This window comes from Sphingobacterium puteale, from assembly GCF_003627955.1.
In the GTDB taxonomy this organism is placed as follows: domain Bacteria; phylum Bacteroidota; class Bacteroidia; order Sphingobacteriales; family Sphingobacteriaceae; genus Sphingobacterium; species Sphingobacterium puteale.
In genome coordinates, this window is sequence record NZ_RBWS01000018.1 from 21,022 (window position 1) to 34,793 (window position 13,772).

The following is a 13,772-nucleotide window of genomic DNA, read 5'->3' on the forward strand; positions in this document are numbered from 1 at the left end:
CCATCTTATTGCTTTATTACTTTTTTGAAACTTTTGAGTGCCTTTCCTGTCATAAGTGATTCCTCGGCTTCATAGAAACAGTCGCCAAAAGATTTTTCAGGATGAAATGTTTTTATGGCAAACGCCGCATTTGTCAAAACAACATTGTTCTGCACATCTGTGCCTGTGTTGTTCAAGATGGACAAGAAGGTCTGGGCTGCTTCGGCGATGCTGTCCCCACCTGCGAGTTCCTGTGGAAGAACAGGGCTGAAGCCCAGTTCCTCCATGTTATAATAATTTTCACCCTGATTGTTGATAACCTTGAAATCTCCGGTCATCGATATCTCGTCATAACCGTCCAGTGCATGGATAATGGAATATTGTTTGTTCGTATTTTGGTATAAATAACCGTATAAGCGTGCAAGCTCCAAGCTGAATACACCAACCGATTGAAATTTCGGATTGGCCGGGTTGGTCAATGGCCCCAACATGTTAAAGAATGTTTTTACACCTAAGGCGCGCCGTATGGGGGCCACCGTTTTCATGGCGGGGTGAAACAATGGCGCGTGCAGGAAACAGATATTGGCTTCATCGAGCTGTCGCTGCAACTCGGTTTTGTCATTACTGAATTGATACCCTAGATACTCCATTACGTTGGAGGAGCCGCAGCTCGATGATACACCTATATTGCCATGCTTTGCAACCTGATAACCTGCGCCAGCTGTCACGAAGGAAGCAATGGTAGAAATATTAAACGTATTTTTACCATCACCGCCAGTACCACATAAGTCGATCAAGTCATAGCCATCAAAATCCAGCTTGAGGCACAGATCGTACATGGCATCTCGAAATCCGCCAAGTTCTTCCACCCGAATACTGCGCATACCATAAGCTGTCATAAAAGCAGCGATCTGATGGCTATCATATTTACCTTTGGCAATGTTCGTCAAAATCTCGTAAGCTTCTTGCCGCGAAAAGGTCTTGTATTCAAATAAATGGGCTAAAATTTCTTTCATAATATTTTTTAAATAAAAAAGGGCTTACCTTATTTAGGCAAGCCCATCATATCTTGATGTATATATCAAATAATGCAATAGGTGTTTGCCACAACGTTATTCGTTGTGCCACCACCAAGCCTTATTCAATATACTTATTATCATTTCCATTTTTGTTATTACAAATATGGTTGATAGAATTCTAAAATGCAAGTGTTTTTATTGAAAAATTTTTAAGAAAGCTGTCTAGGTTTAAGATGGCTCATAAGTATAGGCGAGTGAGATCCTGAAATAAGTCAAGTGTATGGTGCTTGTCCATATCATGAATAGGATGATCAGGTGCAAACTATGGCGAGTATTTTAAAAGGATTGAAAACGAAGATCACTTATGGAAATTAATAGAACACAAAATGTGCTTTATTGTTTCCTTTGGAGACCAAGGTAAAGGAGGCAATTTTTTTGTCTCGGATAACGGCGGCAAAAACAAAACGCTTGAGATACCTCACGAAATATACTTGCTGCGGATCTATTCCTTCCAGATCAATATCGTAGGTTTCTTTCCGGCCAGCTGCTATAAAGTTGATGTATTCTAATTGACGGATATCTTTGCTTTGTACATTGATTCGAATTTCGTCTATGCTGGCCAAAAGATATTCCTGTTGATCTTCATCTAGATTTTTCGCCGTTAATATATCCTGACTTAAAATGATGTCAGTCGCCAGATCGGGATCATTTAGACGATGGACGAATTTTCTTAACACAGCAATATTTTCTGTCGCTGCAGGATTTTCCTGAGCGAACAGAGAAAAAGATAGCATACAGCTTATGAACGTTAACAACAATATATTTGGTTTTATCTTCATAAGCTTAAGACTGAATGTCATGACAATGGATTAATTTTCTGAAATAAAAAACGCCTTTGACTAAAGGCGTTTTTTATTTGCTAATATTCATCTTCGTTGAAGAAGAAATCATCTTTTGTTGGATAATCGGGCCAAATTTCTTCAATATTTTCATATGGCTCACCATCATCCTCAAGAGATTGTAAGTTTTCAATCACCTCAACTGGTGCACCCGAACGAATAGCGTAATCGATTAATTCATCTTTTGTTGCTGGCCACGGTGCATCTTCTAGATGCGAAGCTAATTCTAATGTCCAATACATATAAAAACAATTTAAGTTCTCTATTTTCGCAAAACTATCATTTAATTTAACTTAAACAAGTAAATCAACTGTTATTTTTGTATAAATAATATAAGTGATTGATTTGTAGTGAAATAATATTTTTAAATATTCTCAAAGTCGCTCCCTTTTTCATTTAAGGCACTTAGCCGTGGTGACACGGATTTAATGTCTGTATTGGGGTAATCGTTTTCAATTAGACCATCGCGCATGCGTACAATGCGATGGGCATGTAGCGCAATATCTTCTTCGTGAGTGACTAAGATAATGGTATTTCCTTTGGAATGAATCTCCTCGAGCAAACCCATGATTTCAATGGATGTCTTTGTATCAAGATTTCCCGTTGGTTCATCGGCTAATATGATCGAGGGATCATTGATCAGGGCCCGGGCAACCGCCACCCGCTGACGCTGTCCCCCTGAAAGCTCATTGGGTCTGTGATCCATGCGGTGTCCCAATCCGACGCTTTCCAATGCGCCCGTAGCTTTTTCTTCCCGCTTGGCTTTATTGTACCCTGCATAGATTAAAGGGAGTGCCACATTCTCCAATGCGGTGCTTTTAGGAAGGAGATTAAATGTTTGAAATACAAAGCCGATTTCTTTATTTCTTACTTCGGCTAACTCGTCTTCCGACATGTCACTTACATTAATCCCATTCAGGATATATTCACCCCTACTGGGCGTATCGAGGCAACCCAGAATATTCATCAACGTGGATTTTCCGGATCCTGAAGGCCCCATGAGCGCTACAAATTCTCCTTTATGAATATTGAGCGTTACTGAGCTGAGTGCATGGATTGTCTCTGAGCCTATTTGGTATTCACGTGCAATATCCTTGATTTCGATTAATATCTTTCCTGACATATTTTTTGGACGTTCTCTGGTTGATGAAAATACGATTTATTCTTCATAATCCAATAGGAATGCATTTTGTCATAAACAATTTTCTCCAAGTCTGTGGCATTGTTGTCGTCAAAGTCTTTTGTTTCAATAGGCGAAAAAACATGGACCCTGACAATTCCCGGATGGGATCCTCTTTTGGCGCCATCATCAAAAAAGATATCCCAGGCGTTTTCAATGATAATGGGAACCACCGGCACATCGTTTTGTGCCGCAATACGAAAGGCCCCAGACTTAAACGCATGTATCTGAGGTGGAAATCCGTCATCTATTTTTCCTTCCGGAAAAATGACAACACTGCGACCATTTTGGACAAGCTCGTTGGCACGTTGAAATGCCTTAAATGAAGATACTTTACTCCTCCGTGTGACAGGAATGTCTATAGTTTTGAAAAATATACGGGTTACGGGATTTTTAAGAAGAGAGGCCTTCCCGATAAATGAAAACGGAACAGGACATAGATAGGTTAGCGCTGTGATATCAAGCACTGAGGTATGGTTGGGACAAAGTACCATTGGTCTGTTCCAGTCCATCTCTGATTCATAGGTGACTTTAAAAAATACACCTGCCAATGCTGATCCTCCTATGGATACCCAACGTCGCATACGCGCAATCTGGGCATAGTTCTTTTTTGGATGCCGGGCCAAGAAATAGATATAGGGGAATAATACGATGAAAACAAGTAGAACGCTAATAAAATACCAGTAACGATGGAGTTTTTTGAGCAATAGAACCATACAATTCAACTAATTTTGACCTAAAGTAAAAAAAGAAAATGGATAATTAATTATCCATTTTCTTTTAGTCTATTGTAAAGCCGTACTTTTTGTAGATCTGCTTTGCTGTGGGGGAGTCCATAAATTTTAAAAAATCATCTGCAGCCTGTGCATGTGGTGCATTTTTCAATTTCGCGGCCACATAGGTTGCTGTGGTATTCTGCGCATCAGGAATGGCTATGCCTTCAACAGGATGACCGATAAGCTTTTGGTAGACGACCTCTGAAGTCCAGACCGGAGCTACATCGGCTTGACTGTAAAGGATACGCATGGGGCTTTCGCGATGATGTATTTTTGTTAAATACGTACTGCCATCCTTTACCTTATCTTCCATGATCTTCTTGACCAGCTGTTCACCGCCTGCTTTTTTGTAGGAAGCCTTAATCTGTTCACCTATGCCTTCCCATTGTGGGTTAGGCATGCTAATCCGTACATTGGAATTGCCCAGATCGTTCAATGTTTTGATATTTGCAGGGTTGCCCTGAGGGACCATCAGGCAAATGTTGTTGTAACAATAGGTTTGGGTATGACTGAAATAATCTGCCATCTCGTTAATTGCACGTTTGCTTGCGGTGTAGATATCGGGTTGGTGCGTAATACGCAGATTGCCAATCGTAATTGAGCCCCCTTTTATCTGTTTCGCTAGGATTCCCGGTGGCAATGTTTCGACAAAAATACGTTCGTATTGTGGATATTCTTTTTTGAAAGATGTCAGTAAATCATCCACAACCATAAACTGGTTGCCGGCAAAAAAGACAGTGAGCTGCGGGTTTTCAATATCCCCGTACAGATCCGGAATATTGTCTATCCCGGGAACAGTAAAATTTAATGCTGATTCGGGTGGATTGTTCCAAGGGGGATCAAAACGATGTTCCTGTGCCCTGATTTTTGGAACGGTAAAGCATGCCAAGGCGAGACTTAAGGTGATTGATTTTTTCATCATACTATGGTTTAACAATGACCCATCCCTCATTTGCCCTTAAGATCAATTCGCCGTTCCCGCTAGGGACATAACCGATGAAATCAAACAGTTCTTCTTTTGCAATATGTTTTTCTTCCAATGTGTTTAGACACTGGGCGACAATAACACCTTTTTCTACAAGGTCCTGTAAGGGTTTTTCATACTGGCTATTCTTTTTTAAATAGGCTTCGGTACCACCAGAAAAAGCCACCAGTTCAATTTGAAGATGTCCTTTCAGTCGCGGATCTTTCAGTACATTGTTGATATTGCGAATGGCTTTCTCAATGGTTTTTGGATCATTACTATCCAATTGATAGATCGCCTTATACAGTTTTTTCTTGGAAACAGCCCCTGTATATTGATGGTTGTTTAGCAATAATTTATTGCTTTGTGCTTTCGCCTGTATTGTTGTCATCGCTAAGAGGATGCACGCTATTGTCATCTGTTTTTTCATCATATTAAAAATTATAAGGTCCATGTTTATGTTGTTCTAAACTAATATTGTCTGCGTATGGCGGATAAGGGCTATCTTTTGGCTTCTTAGTCAGATTCGGGTAATCAAATTCCTTGTTCGCTTTTTTCGGACGATCGAAAGAATTGATGTAGGCGGCGACATCATAGGCTTCCTCATCGCTGAGCTGCGGAGCATCATAACTTGCCCCTAAAGGCATGTTTGCTTTTATAAAACGCGCTGCTGTAAGCAACCGTGCCATGCCGGCTCCATCGTTGTAGCTATCTTTTCCCCAAAGTGGTGGATATAAATAGCCCTTGCCGGTAGGCTGTGGCACCCCTTGTCCGTCTTTGCCATGGCAGCTTGTACATTTGCCTTCAAAGACCAATTGACCATGTTTTAAATCCGCAGCACGATTTGGTATGCCCATTTTGACAAAGCCCTGACCAGTTAATCTTCCCTTATTGACCGTATTGATACTGATATTTTTTATATAGGTGACAATAGCACGCATTTCTTTGCCATTTTCTGGAATAGCTCGGCCGTTCATACTTCTTTCGAAGCAACCATTAATACGTTCCTCTAAGGATTCAACTTTGTTTTCTCGTCCGATATAGGTTGGAAAAACATTTGTGAGTCCAACATACGGAGCTGCGAAAGCTTTTGTCCCACCGTTGAGGTGACAACTGCTGCATGCTAATTTATTTCCGATTTTTATTTCCCCCTCGTAAAAATAGTCATAAGTGTTTTTGATCAGCTTCTCGCCGTAACTAGCCATTTCACCTTCTGGGCTGTCTTTGAATGATACGGCTCTGAACTGTGACACATGTGTAATGAGAGAATCATTGTCTGCAGCGGGCGAATCGGTCGATTGACCGGTGCTTCCATGCTTAAGTGGAAATATACAGAGTGTTGTACAGGTGATGAACAATGCAATAATGATCCAACTGAGCGCCTTTAGGTAAGTTGTTAGTTTTTTGTATTCCATGCCTCTAATTCGTTTGTACAAATCTACCGGTCTATTAACAGCGATTAAAACGAAGTTTTTTTATGAGATATAACCAAATGTTATATCTTGAAATTTTGTTTCAGGCAGAACTGCAAGAATTGGTTGGGGGTACCGGCAAGACCTCCGTATAGATGCGTGAAATAGAAATAACGTTCAATAGACAGTTGGGGAATATCGACAATGGTCAATTGATTGTTCAGTACCTCCCGTTGAACCGTGTGAATAGAAAGAAAGGCAAAACTATGGCGGCGGGCCAGGTATCCTTTTATACTTTCTGTTGATGGTAATATCATTTCTATCTGGATCTCTGAAAGACTGATACGTTGTTCTTTTAATGCATTTTCAACAATGGTACGCGTACCCGACCCCTGCTCACGAAGGACTAAAGGTAGACGTGTAATGTCCGAAAGAATAGGATTTTTCAATTGTTTTAAAAGCGGGTTTTCGCTATTGGTGATCAAAACGAGCTCATCTTTCATAAAGGGGATATATTTTAATGCCCTGTTGTCTGTTGAGCCCTCCGTGATACCCAGGTCCAATGTTTTGTCAATAAGCTGTTCTTCAATGCTACGGCTGTTGGATTGAAAAGACTGGATGCGGTTATTTGGATATTGGGAGAGAAAATCTGCCAGTAAGGTGGGAAGCACATATTGGGAGATTGTTGTGCTGGCTCCTAACACAAGGTTTCCCTTACGTCCCGTTTGAAGTTCTTGTATTTCCTGCCCTGCCTGATTGTAGAGGTTGATAATCTGTTGGGCGTATTTATAGAGAATTTGCCCCGGCTCAGTCAGGTCGAGGTTATTTCCCTTCCTTTCAAAAAGAGGGACACCAAGTTTTTTTTCCAGTTCCTGAATGTTTTTGCTGACTGCAGGTTGCGAGATGAAAAGTGCCGAAGCGGTCTTGGTGAAATTAAGATGCTGAGCTGCAGTATAAAAAACGATGAGGCGAAAATCAAAATCCATAAATGATAAAGGGTTATTTCTAAAATTTAAAAATAACCCTTTATCTAATGAAAAACTAAATTATTTACTTAGTTCTGCGTAATATTTATGAAATAAAGGAATAGTAGAGATACCCATGAGGTAATTCTCGATTCCATATTTTTCGTTTGGAGAATGCAGGTTATCGCTGTCTAGTCCAAATCCAAGAAGCACTGTTTTTAATCCTAAAACGTCTTCAAATAAAGCGACAATTGGAATAGATCCACCACCGCGGGTAGGGATTGGTTTTACGCCAAATGTTTCATGTAAAGCTTTTTCAGCGGCTTTATAGGCAACACTGTCTGTTGGTGTGACTACCGGTTCTCCACCGTGATGCGGTTTCACTTCTACTTTAACATAATCTGGTGCAATACCCTCGAAGTGTTTTTTGAATAACTCAGTAATGCGTTCAGAATTTTGGTTCGGGACAAGACGCATCGAGATTTTTGCATTTGCTTTGGAAGGCAATACTGTTTTGGCACCTTCGCCGATATATCCGCCCCAGATACCATTGACCTCCAAAGTAGGACGGATTCCTGTGCGTTCTAAAGTTGTGTATCCCTTCTCTCCCCAGATATTCTGAATACCCAAATCTGATTTGTATTCTTCGATATCAAATGGAGCTTCATTCAATGCTTTGCGTTCTTCATCCGTTAATTCAACAACATCGTCGTAAAATCCAGGGATCGCAATATGGTTGTTTTCATCGTGCAGGGAGGCGATAAGTTTTGCGAGAATCGTTGCTGGATTTGCAACCGCACCACCATATACTCCAGAGTGTAAATCCCGGTTTGGTCCAGTGACTTCAACTTCGACATAAGAAAGTCCACGGAGACCTGTCTCCAAAGAAGGTTGCTCCAAGCTGATCATAGATGTATCCGAAATCACGATCACATCTGCCTTCAGTCTTTCGGTGTTTTCTTTTACAAATGTTCCTAGGTTAACCGAACCAACTTCTTCTTCACCTTCGATCATAAATTTGATGTTACATGCCAAAGCATTGTTTTGCATCATATATTCGAAAGCTTTCACATGCATATAAAACTGTCCCTTGTCATCTGCCGAACCACGGGCATATATTTTTCCATCGCGGATAGTCGGTTCAAAAGGAGGGGTGTCCCACAACTCATATGGATCTGCTGGCTGTACATCGTAGTGACCGTAAGTCAGTACAGTTGGCAATGAAGGATCAATAATTTTTTCGCCATAAACGATTGGATTACCAGCAGTGGCACAAACTTCTACGTTGTCGGCACCTGCTTCACGCAATTTTTGAGCAACAAATTCAGCAGTCTTCTGTACATCGCCCTTAAATTTGGGATCAGCACTGACCGAAGGTAAACGCAATAAATCAAACAACTCATCTAAAAAACGTTGCTTGTTTGCTTCTACATATTCTTTAATGTTTTGCATATTGTTTGTATTTGAAACAAATTTACACAAATAGACACATTTAACTCAATTTGTTGTAACCTTTTCAGAGTCGGTAGTGACTAATGTTAAAACTGAATCAAATCATTATGGAAAAACAGACAATGGCAGCAGTTGTGGCTGTAGGATTATTTACCTGTATCACACTTTGTGTTTATTTTGTCATGCGTTATCGCAGTACCGCAATCAATATCCCGGGAGAGGAAAGAAGAAGACAGCCTACTGACTGGCAAAAACCGGGGATTCTGGTATTAGGAATAGGTATTGGGTTGTTTATCGTGGGCGTAATACAAAACTATGTGAGCCCCGGCTTACCAGATTCGCTCGCTGTCGCAATCTTAATTATAGCCGCCGGTGTTGCAATGATTGTAGCGAATAAACTGGATAAAAAACACGATATTTAACCATCCAATGGATGAAATCTATATTCGGAAAGTACTGTCCGGTGATGTGGAATCATACCGGTATTTTATAAAAACGTATCAAGATATGGCTTTTTCTGTTGCGCTTTCCATTGTTAAGCAGGAACATTTGGCTGAGGATGTTGTTCAAGATGCTTTTATAAAATGTTATCAGTCGCTGTCCTCATTTAAAGGTAAATCAAAATTTAGCACCTGGTTTTATCGTATCGTTGTTCATATTGCTTTTAATAGCATACGGTATAAGAAATTGACGCTGATCGACTTTGATCTCACAGACCATGATCAGGCTTATGATGAGTCTATACTTGATGCAATTATCGACAATGAGCGAAGAGAAATGATTAATGATGCCCTTGCTATTTTGTCTCCCAAGGAATCTGTCGCCTTACGTCTATTCTACCTGGAGGAACAATCAATGGAAGAAATCCAGGAAATAATGGGTTGGAAACTCGCTAATACGAAAGTCATTCTGCATCGGGCCCGAAAAAATATGCAACAGGTATTGAGTCAATTGATTAAAAATCCGAATATCATGGATAACGAACACAAGAAAATGAAACAGGTCATACAAATGAGCAAAGTAAGCATGCCCTTTGATGACTTCGAACAACGTATTATGGGCAGGATCGCAGATTTAGAAAACGCAAAATCTAAAGCTCTTTCAGATAAAAAATATGCCATTATATTTTTCCTTTTGGGATCAATCTGTGGTATTCTACTCAATAGCTATTGGATGAATAAACTTGAGATGATGGAGATGATGGCCACATACCGCAATTATATAGCGATATTCTCCCAGATTGTTTTTGTGGTATTGATCTGTTTTTTCTGCCTGCAATTGTGGAAATTGATCAAGATACAACGCGATAAAAGCTATCAATAATTCCGAATCTTTTGTGGAATTTATTCGATTGCTGTATCCTGATTATATAACCTCTTTATTTCGTCTCAATTAGCCATAGACCGTTTCAAAATACTTTTTGAGAAATAAAATTAAATTTACTGTAACAAAACATTGGTTTTATCTACTAATGTTATATTGATATTAATATACTATCCAACAATTTTATGAAAATAGTTTTGCATATTCTCTTGTTTTTCGTTTTCGGAGTCCATGGAATAGTGTCCGCACAGTCCAGAATTATTGCCGGAAAAATAAGTGATGTAAAAGATCAGGTCAAGCTATCTGATGCAACAGTCATGTTGCTTACCGCTAAAGATTCCATATTGACAGGTTTTACAAGATCAGATGAAAATGGACTTTTTTCTTTATCAAAGCCAGATACAGGATCCTATTTACTGATCGTAAGTTATCCCAAATATGGCGATTATTATACAGAGATTTCTAAAGATAAAGATTATTCCAAGTTAACTGTGGGGTTGACCAAAACAGCCACTTTATTGCAGGAAGTTATCGTTACCGGTCGAATTCCTATTACAATAAAAGGGGACACCACTGAGTATGATGCTGGTAGTTTTAAAGTGGAAAAAAATGCGAAGGTGGAAGACTTGTTAAAGGTCTTGCCGGGGATCACCGTTGACGCGTCCGGAAAAATTACTGCACAGGGTAAAACTGTCAAAAAGGTATTGGTGGATGGCGAGGAGTTTTTCGGTGATGATCCGACATTGGTGACCCGCAATATTCGATCAGATATGGTTGATAAGGTACAGGTTTATGAAAAGAAATCCGAGCAGGCAGAACGAACGGGTGTAGATGACGGACAGCGCGAACAGACGATTAATGTCAAATTAAAAGATGGTTCCAAAAACGGCATGTTCGGAAAAGCTTTACTCGGAGGCGGTACCAGTGACTATTACATGGGGCAGTTGATGTTAAACAAATTCAAGGGATCTCAAAAGATCTCCGTTTATGGCCTTTTTGGAAATAATGGGACGACAAGCATGAACTGGCAGGATGCACAGAAATATGGTGGTGATTCAGGTGTTTCATACGGGGATGACGGATCCATGTCCTGGTCTAGTTTTACAGATCCTTTTTCAGGGCAGGGCGTAATCGGTATACCCCGTGCTATCAATTCTGGAATCAATTTTTCAGATAAATTCAACAAGGATAAACATAATGTCAATATCAACTATAAATATGGAAGACTAAGCAGTGATGGGGATGATGAGACAATCAGTACGGGGCTGATCAATAATAAGTCAACTAAATCCGTAGATACAGAAAACGATCAGCATCGTGCCAATTTAAAATATGATCTGAATTTTGATTCATTAAATACCCTGACCATCCGAGGCGGAGCTTCCCGCAAAAATCTTTGGTCGGACAACAAACGTGAAGCCTATCAGTTTACCCAGAATATGGATACAACTGTCGCTGAAAACACCCGTGAGACCATCAAGAATACGGTTAACGAGTTGAATTTTAGTACTTATTTTACTCATAAATTTAAGAAAAAAGGGCGTTCCTTTACATTTGACGGCCAATTCAGGCGAAGTGAAATGATAGGAGAAGGTCATTTATCCTCAACTGTTGAAAATTATGCTAAAAAGGATTCCGCGGGCCATAGACAGATTGACGGGACAGATCAACGAAAGGAACGCAATAATAAAAATGATGTGCTGGGTGCTTCGGTATCCTATACTGAGCCTCTATCGAAAGTGTGGAATCTTGTTGTCGGAACTGGGATTGAAAGTAGTAATAACTCCTCCCGTGTTGAATCATTTAACAAAGGTGCTGACGGGAAATATGATGATCTGGACAGTCGTTTCAGTAACAATTATGATTTTGATAGACGGAGCAGCAGATATAAATTAGCCATCGTTCATACAACCGATAAGTTGAAGTTTACCGTTGCCAATAATTTAAATAATGATAAACTGAAACAATATAATTATTATAGTCAAGAAGCGCTTTCCAGAAGTTATTTTACTTATAATCCTAATGTGAGTGCTGGATATTCCTTCACGAAGACCAAAGGATTATGGTTGAATTACACGGGAAAGAACCAGTTACCTTCCATGAGTCAGATTCAGCCTATTCTGGATAATTCGGATCAGATCAACCGGTATTTGGGAAATGAAAATTTAAAACCTTCTTTTAGAAACTCCTTAAATATAAATTATAACTCATTTCGGATTTTGACAGGAAGTTATGTTTATGCAGGCGGGAATATCACTTTGGATAAAAATCCGATCACACAAAATATTGATACTGTAAAAGGACTCAATATCTACACCTGGAATAATGTAAAGGGTAAAACAAATACTTCCGTGAATATCTGGTCCGGATACCATTTTAAACTGAGCAAAAAATTGGGTTTGTCCAATTCACCACAGTTTTACCTGAATATGAGTGATAATTATAATCTATTCAACCAGCAATTAAACAAGGTCAACACAACGAATTTCAATTTTACATACAACTTTAAAAGAGATACAAAGACTGGATTGAATTTCGATTTAAACTTCAGCCCACAATATCGCTTAATGAAATCCAGCCTGGAACGTAATACGAATAGTAATGGCTTTGTATTTGGATCGAATGGCAGTGTAGAATATTTTATCAATAAAACCTTTAAAGTATATACGAACTATAGCTATACCTACGAGGCAGCAACGAAGGCTTTTGACGAAAAATTTGAGCAATTCCTGTTGCATCCCGGAGTAAGTAAAAAGTTCCTGAAGAATGAATCTCTGATGTTGGATTTTATGATCAACGATGTACTTAATCAAAATAAAGGTTTTAGCCGTTCGGCATCAACATCAATTTTTACACAGCGACGTTATGATACGATCCGTAGATATTATATGCTCAAGTTATCCTGGGATTTCACAAAAATGTTTTTATAAAATTTAAGATAAATACCATGTTAAAATATATCGTTTTTCTCTTTTTTTGTTGTACAGTTCTAAGTCTCAAGGCGCAGTACACGCTATTCGGAAGGTCCGGGAGCATTTCCTATGATAAAACCATGTACATGAAGAATATTGTGGGTAAAAAGTTTTTGGCAAAGGCTGATGATAAATCAAAAATATTTTTTGAACAGGTATTACCCAAACTTCCTGAAAATGCTGTATTGAAAAAGATCCTAAAATTCAATGCCAATGAAACCTTGTTTGAGCCAGTCAAAGATGATAATCTGGATCAAATGGTTAAGCAATATATCATGATGTTTGCATTGGACTTTGAAGCGATTACGTTGTCCGATATGACGACACGTTCCTTTCAACGATATAATGATATTGTTGGTGAAAAGATCATTGTTGAGGACACGATGAAACGTATTAAATGGAAAATTACTGACGAGTATCGGGAAATCGCGGGATATAATTGCCGGAGAGCCAATGGTCTTACAGCTGATTCGATTTACGTGATCGGCTATTATTGTAACGAGATTCCAATCAGTGGCGGACCTGAGTCCATCAACGGTCTTCCTGGGATGATCTTGGGCTTGGTGGTCCCCAGCCAGCATGTTTCCTATTTTGCCACGAAAGTCGAATTGAGCAACGATGTGATCATGGATAAAAAAAGGTTCGAAAAAAGTAAAGTGAAACGGATGACCAGAAAGACAATGACCGATCAGATTTCGGGCGTTTTGTCACAGCACATGAATAAAGAAACCGTTCAGTTTATCATGGAATTGGGCAATTTGTAAAGACACGTCAAGCATAAATGTGTTTAGTTTGTCAGGCACTCATGTGCCTTACCAAGAAAGGGCTACC

At 39.5% G+C, this 13,772-nt stretch carries 14 protein-coding genes; 4 read left to right on the forward strand and 10 right to left on the reverse strand.

Features of this window, described 5'->3' with window-relative positions:
- Window positions 1–5 precede the first annotated feature (5 nt).
- The 10 genes from trpD to D7322_RS21200 all read right to left on the reverse strand — a co-directional run bounded on the left by trpD (window position 6) and on the right by D7322_RS21200 (window position 8,646).
- Window positions 6–995, reverse strand: coding sequence for an anthranilate phosphoribosyltransferase (gene trpD, locus D7322_RS21155; RefSeq protein WP_121126229.1), 990 nt, complete (start codon window positions 993–995; stop codon window positions 6–8).
- Between the two features lie 374 nt (window positions 996–1,369).
- The gene (locus D7322_RS21160; protein ID WP_121126230.1) at window positions 1,370–1,792 is read right to left on the reverse strand and encodes a hypothetical protein; all 423 of its coding nucleotides are present in this window, start codon (window positions 1,790–1,792) and stop codon (window positions 1,370–1,372) included.
- Between the two features lie 125 nt (window positions 1,793–1,917).
- Window positions 1,918–2,139 (reverse strand): DUF2795 domain-containing protein, encoded by a 222-nt coding sequence (locus D7322_RS21165; RefSeq protein ID WP_028072584.1) that lies wholly within the window; start codon window positions 2,137–2,139, stop codon window positions 1,918–1,920.
- A 122-nt stretch (window positions 2,140–2,261) separates the two neighbouring features.
- A complete protein-coding gene (locus tag D7322_RS21170) occupies window positions 2,262–3,020 on the reverse strand; it encodes an ABC transporter ATP-binding protein (protein WP_121126231.1) in 759 nt (252 codons plus the stop codon).
- Entirely contained in the window at window positions 3,002–3,793 is a 792-nt protein-coding gene (locus D7322_RS21175; protein ID WP_121126232.1) for a lysophospholipid acyltransferase family protein, read from the reverse strand. Before D7322_RS21175 ends, D7322_RS21170 begins: the two co-directional genes overlap by 19 nt.
- A gap of 64 nt (window positions 3,794–3,857) precedes the next feature.
- Window positions 3,858–4,775, reverse strand: a complete 918-nt coding sequence (locus D7322_RS21180) for a substrate-binding domain-containing protein (protein WP_245971408.1) — start codon at window positions 4,773–4,775, stop codon at window positions 3,858–3,860.
- 1 nt (window position 4,776) lies between these two features.
- Window positions 4,777–5,250, reverse strand: coding sequence for a DsrE family protein (locus D7322_RS21185; protein ID WP_245971409.1), 474 nt, complete (start codon window positions 5,248–5,250; stop codon window positions 4,777–4,779).
- Window position 5,251: 1 nt separating this feature from the next.
- Window positions 5,252–6,232, reverse strand: coding sequence for a c-type cytochrome (locus D7322_RS21190; protein WP_121126234.1), 981 nt, complete (start codon window positions 6,230–6,232; stop codon window positions 5,252–5,254).
- A gap of 80 nt (window positions 6,233–6,312) precedes the next feature.
- Window positions 6,313–7,215, reverse strand: coding sequence for a LysR family transcriptional regulator (locus tag D7322_RS21195; RefSeq protein WP_121126235.1), 903 nt, complete (start codon window positions 7,213–7,215; stop codon window positions 6,313–6,315).
- Window positions 7,216–7,275: 60 nt separating this feature from the next.
- Window positions 7,276–8,646 carry a dipeptidase gene (locus D7322_RS21200; protein WP_121126236.1) on the reverse strand — a complete coding sequence of 457 codons (1,371 nt, stop codon included), beginning with the start codon at window positions 8,644–8,646 and terminating at the stop codon, window positions 7,276–7,278.
- A gap of 107 nt (window positions 8,647–8,753) precedes the next feature.
- Between D7322_RS21200 and D7322_RS21205 the strand changes: the two genes are divergently transcribed.
- From D7322_RS21205 to D7322_RS21220, 4 genes are all read left to right on the forward strand, one after another.
- Window positions 8,754–9,068 carry a hypothetical protein gene (locus D7322_RS21205; RefSeq protein ID WP_147430513.1) on the forward strand — a complete coding sequence of 105 codons (315 nt, stop codon included), beginning with the start codon at window positions 8,754–8,756 and terminating at the stop codon, window positions 9,066–9,068.
- A 7-nt stretch (window positions 9,069–9,075) separates the two neighbouring features.
- The gene (locus D7322_RS21210) at window positions 9,076–9,969 is read left to right on the forward strand and encodes an RNA polymerase sigma factor (RefSeq protein WP_121126238.1); all 894 of its coding nucleotides are present in this window, start codon (window positions 9,076–9,078) and stop codon (window positions 9,967–9,969) included.
- 185 nt (window positions 9,970–10,154) lie between these two features.
- A complete protein-coding gene (locus D7322_RS21215) occupies window positions 10,155–12,899 on the forward strand; it encodes an outer membrane beta-barrel protein (protein ID WP_121126239.1) in 2,745 nt (914 codons plus the stop codon).
- Between the two features lie 17 nt (window positions 12,900–12,916).
- Complete coding sequence (locus D7322_RS21220; protein ID WP_121126240.1) at window positions 12,917–13,705, forward strand: GLPGLI family protein; 789 nt, start codon at window positions 12,917–12,919, stop codon at window positions 13,703–13,705.
- The last annotated feature ends 67 nt before the right edge of the window (window positions 13,706–13,772 follow it).

Excerpts from the sequence above, each read along its gene's own strand:
- D7322_RS21165 (WP_028072584.1), bottom strand. The coding sequence starts at position 2,139 with ATGTATTGGACATTAGAATTAGCTTCGCATCTAGAAGATGCACCGTGG.
- D7322_RS21160 (WP_121126230.1), bottom strand. The coding sequence starts at position 1,792 with ATGCTATCTTTTTCTCTGTTCGCTCAGGAAAATCCTGCAGCGACAGAA.
- D7322_RS21210 (WP_121126238.1), top strand. The coding sequence starts at position 9,076 with ATGGATGAAATCTATATTCGGAAAGTACTGTCCGGTGATGTGGAATCA.
- D7322_RS21200 (WP_121126236.1), bottom strand. The coding sequence starts at position 8,646 with ATGCAAAACATTAAAGAATATGTAGAAGCAAACAAGCAACGTTTTTTA.
- D7322_RS21180 (WP_245971408.1), bottom strand. The coding sequence starts at position 4,775 with ATGATGAAAAAATCAATCACCTTAAGTCTCGCCTTGGCATGCTTTACC.
- D7322_RS21215 (WP_121126239.1), top strand. The coding sequence starts at position 10,155 with ATGAAAATAGTTTTGCATATTCTCTTGTTTTTCGTTTTCGGAGTCCAT.
- D7322_RS21205 (WP_147430513.1), top strand. The coding sequence starts at position 8,754 with ATGGAAAAACAGACAATGGCAGCAGTTGTGGCTGTAGGATTATTTACC.
- D7322_RS21190 (WP_121126234.1), bottom strand. The coding sequence starts at position 6,232 with ATGGAATACAAAAAACTAACAACTTACCTAAAGGCGCTCAGTTGGATC.
- trpD (WP_121126229.1), bottom strand. The coding sequence starts at position 995 with ATGAAAGAAATTTTAGCCCATTTATTTGAATACAAGACCTTTTCGCGG.
- D7322_RS21185 (WP_245971409.1), bottom strand. The coding sequence starts at position 5,250 with ATGATGAAAAAACAGATGACAATAGCGTGCATCCTCTTAGCGATGACA.
- D7322_RS21195 (WP_121126235.1), bottom strand. The coding sequence starts at position 7,215 with ATGGATTTTGATTTTCGCCTCATCGTTTTTTATACTGCAGCTCAGCAT.
- D7322_RS21220 (WP_121126240.1), top strand. The coding sequence starts at position 12,917 with ATGTTAAAATATATCGTTTTTCTCTTTTTTTGTTGTACAGTTCTAAGT.
- D7322_RS21170 (WP_121126231.1), bottom strand. The coding sequence starts at position 3,020 with ATGTCAGGAAAGATATTAATCGAAATCAAGGATATTGCACGTGAATAC.
- D7322_RS21175 (WP_121126232.1), bottom strand. The coding sequence starts at position 3,793 with ATGGTTCTATTGCTCAAAAAACTCCATCGTTACTGGTATTTTATTAGC.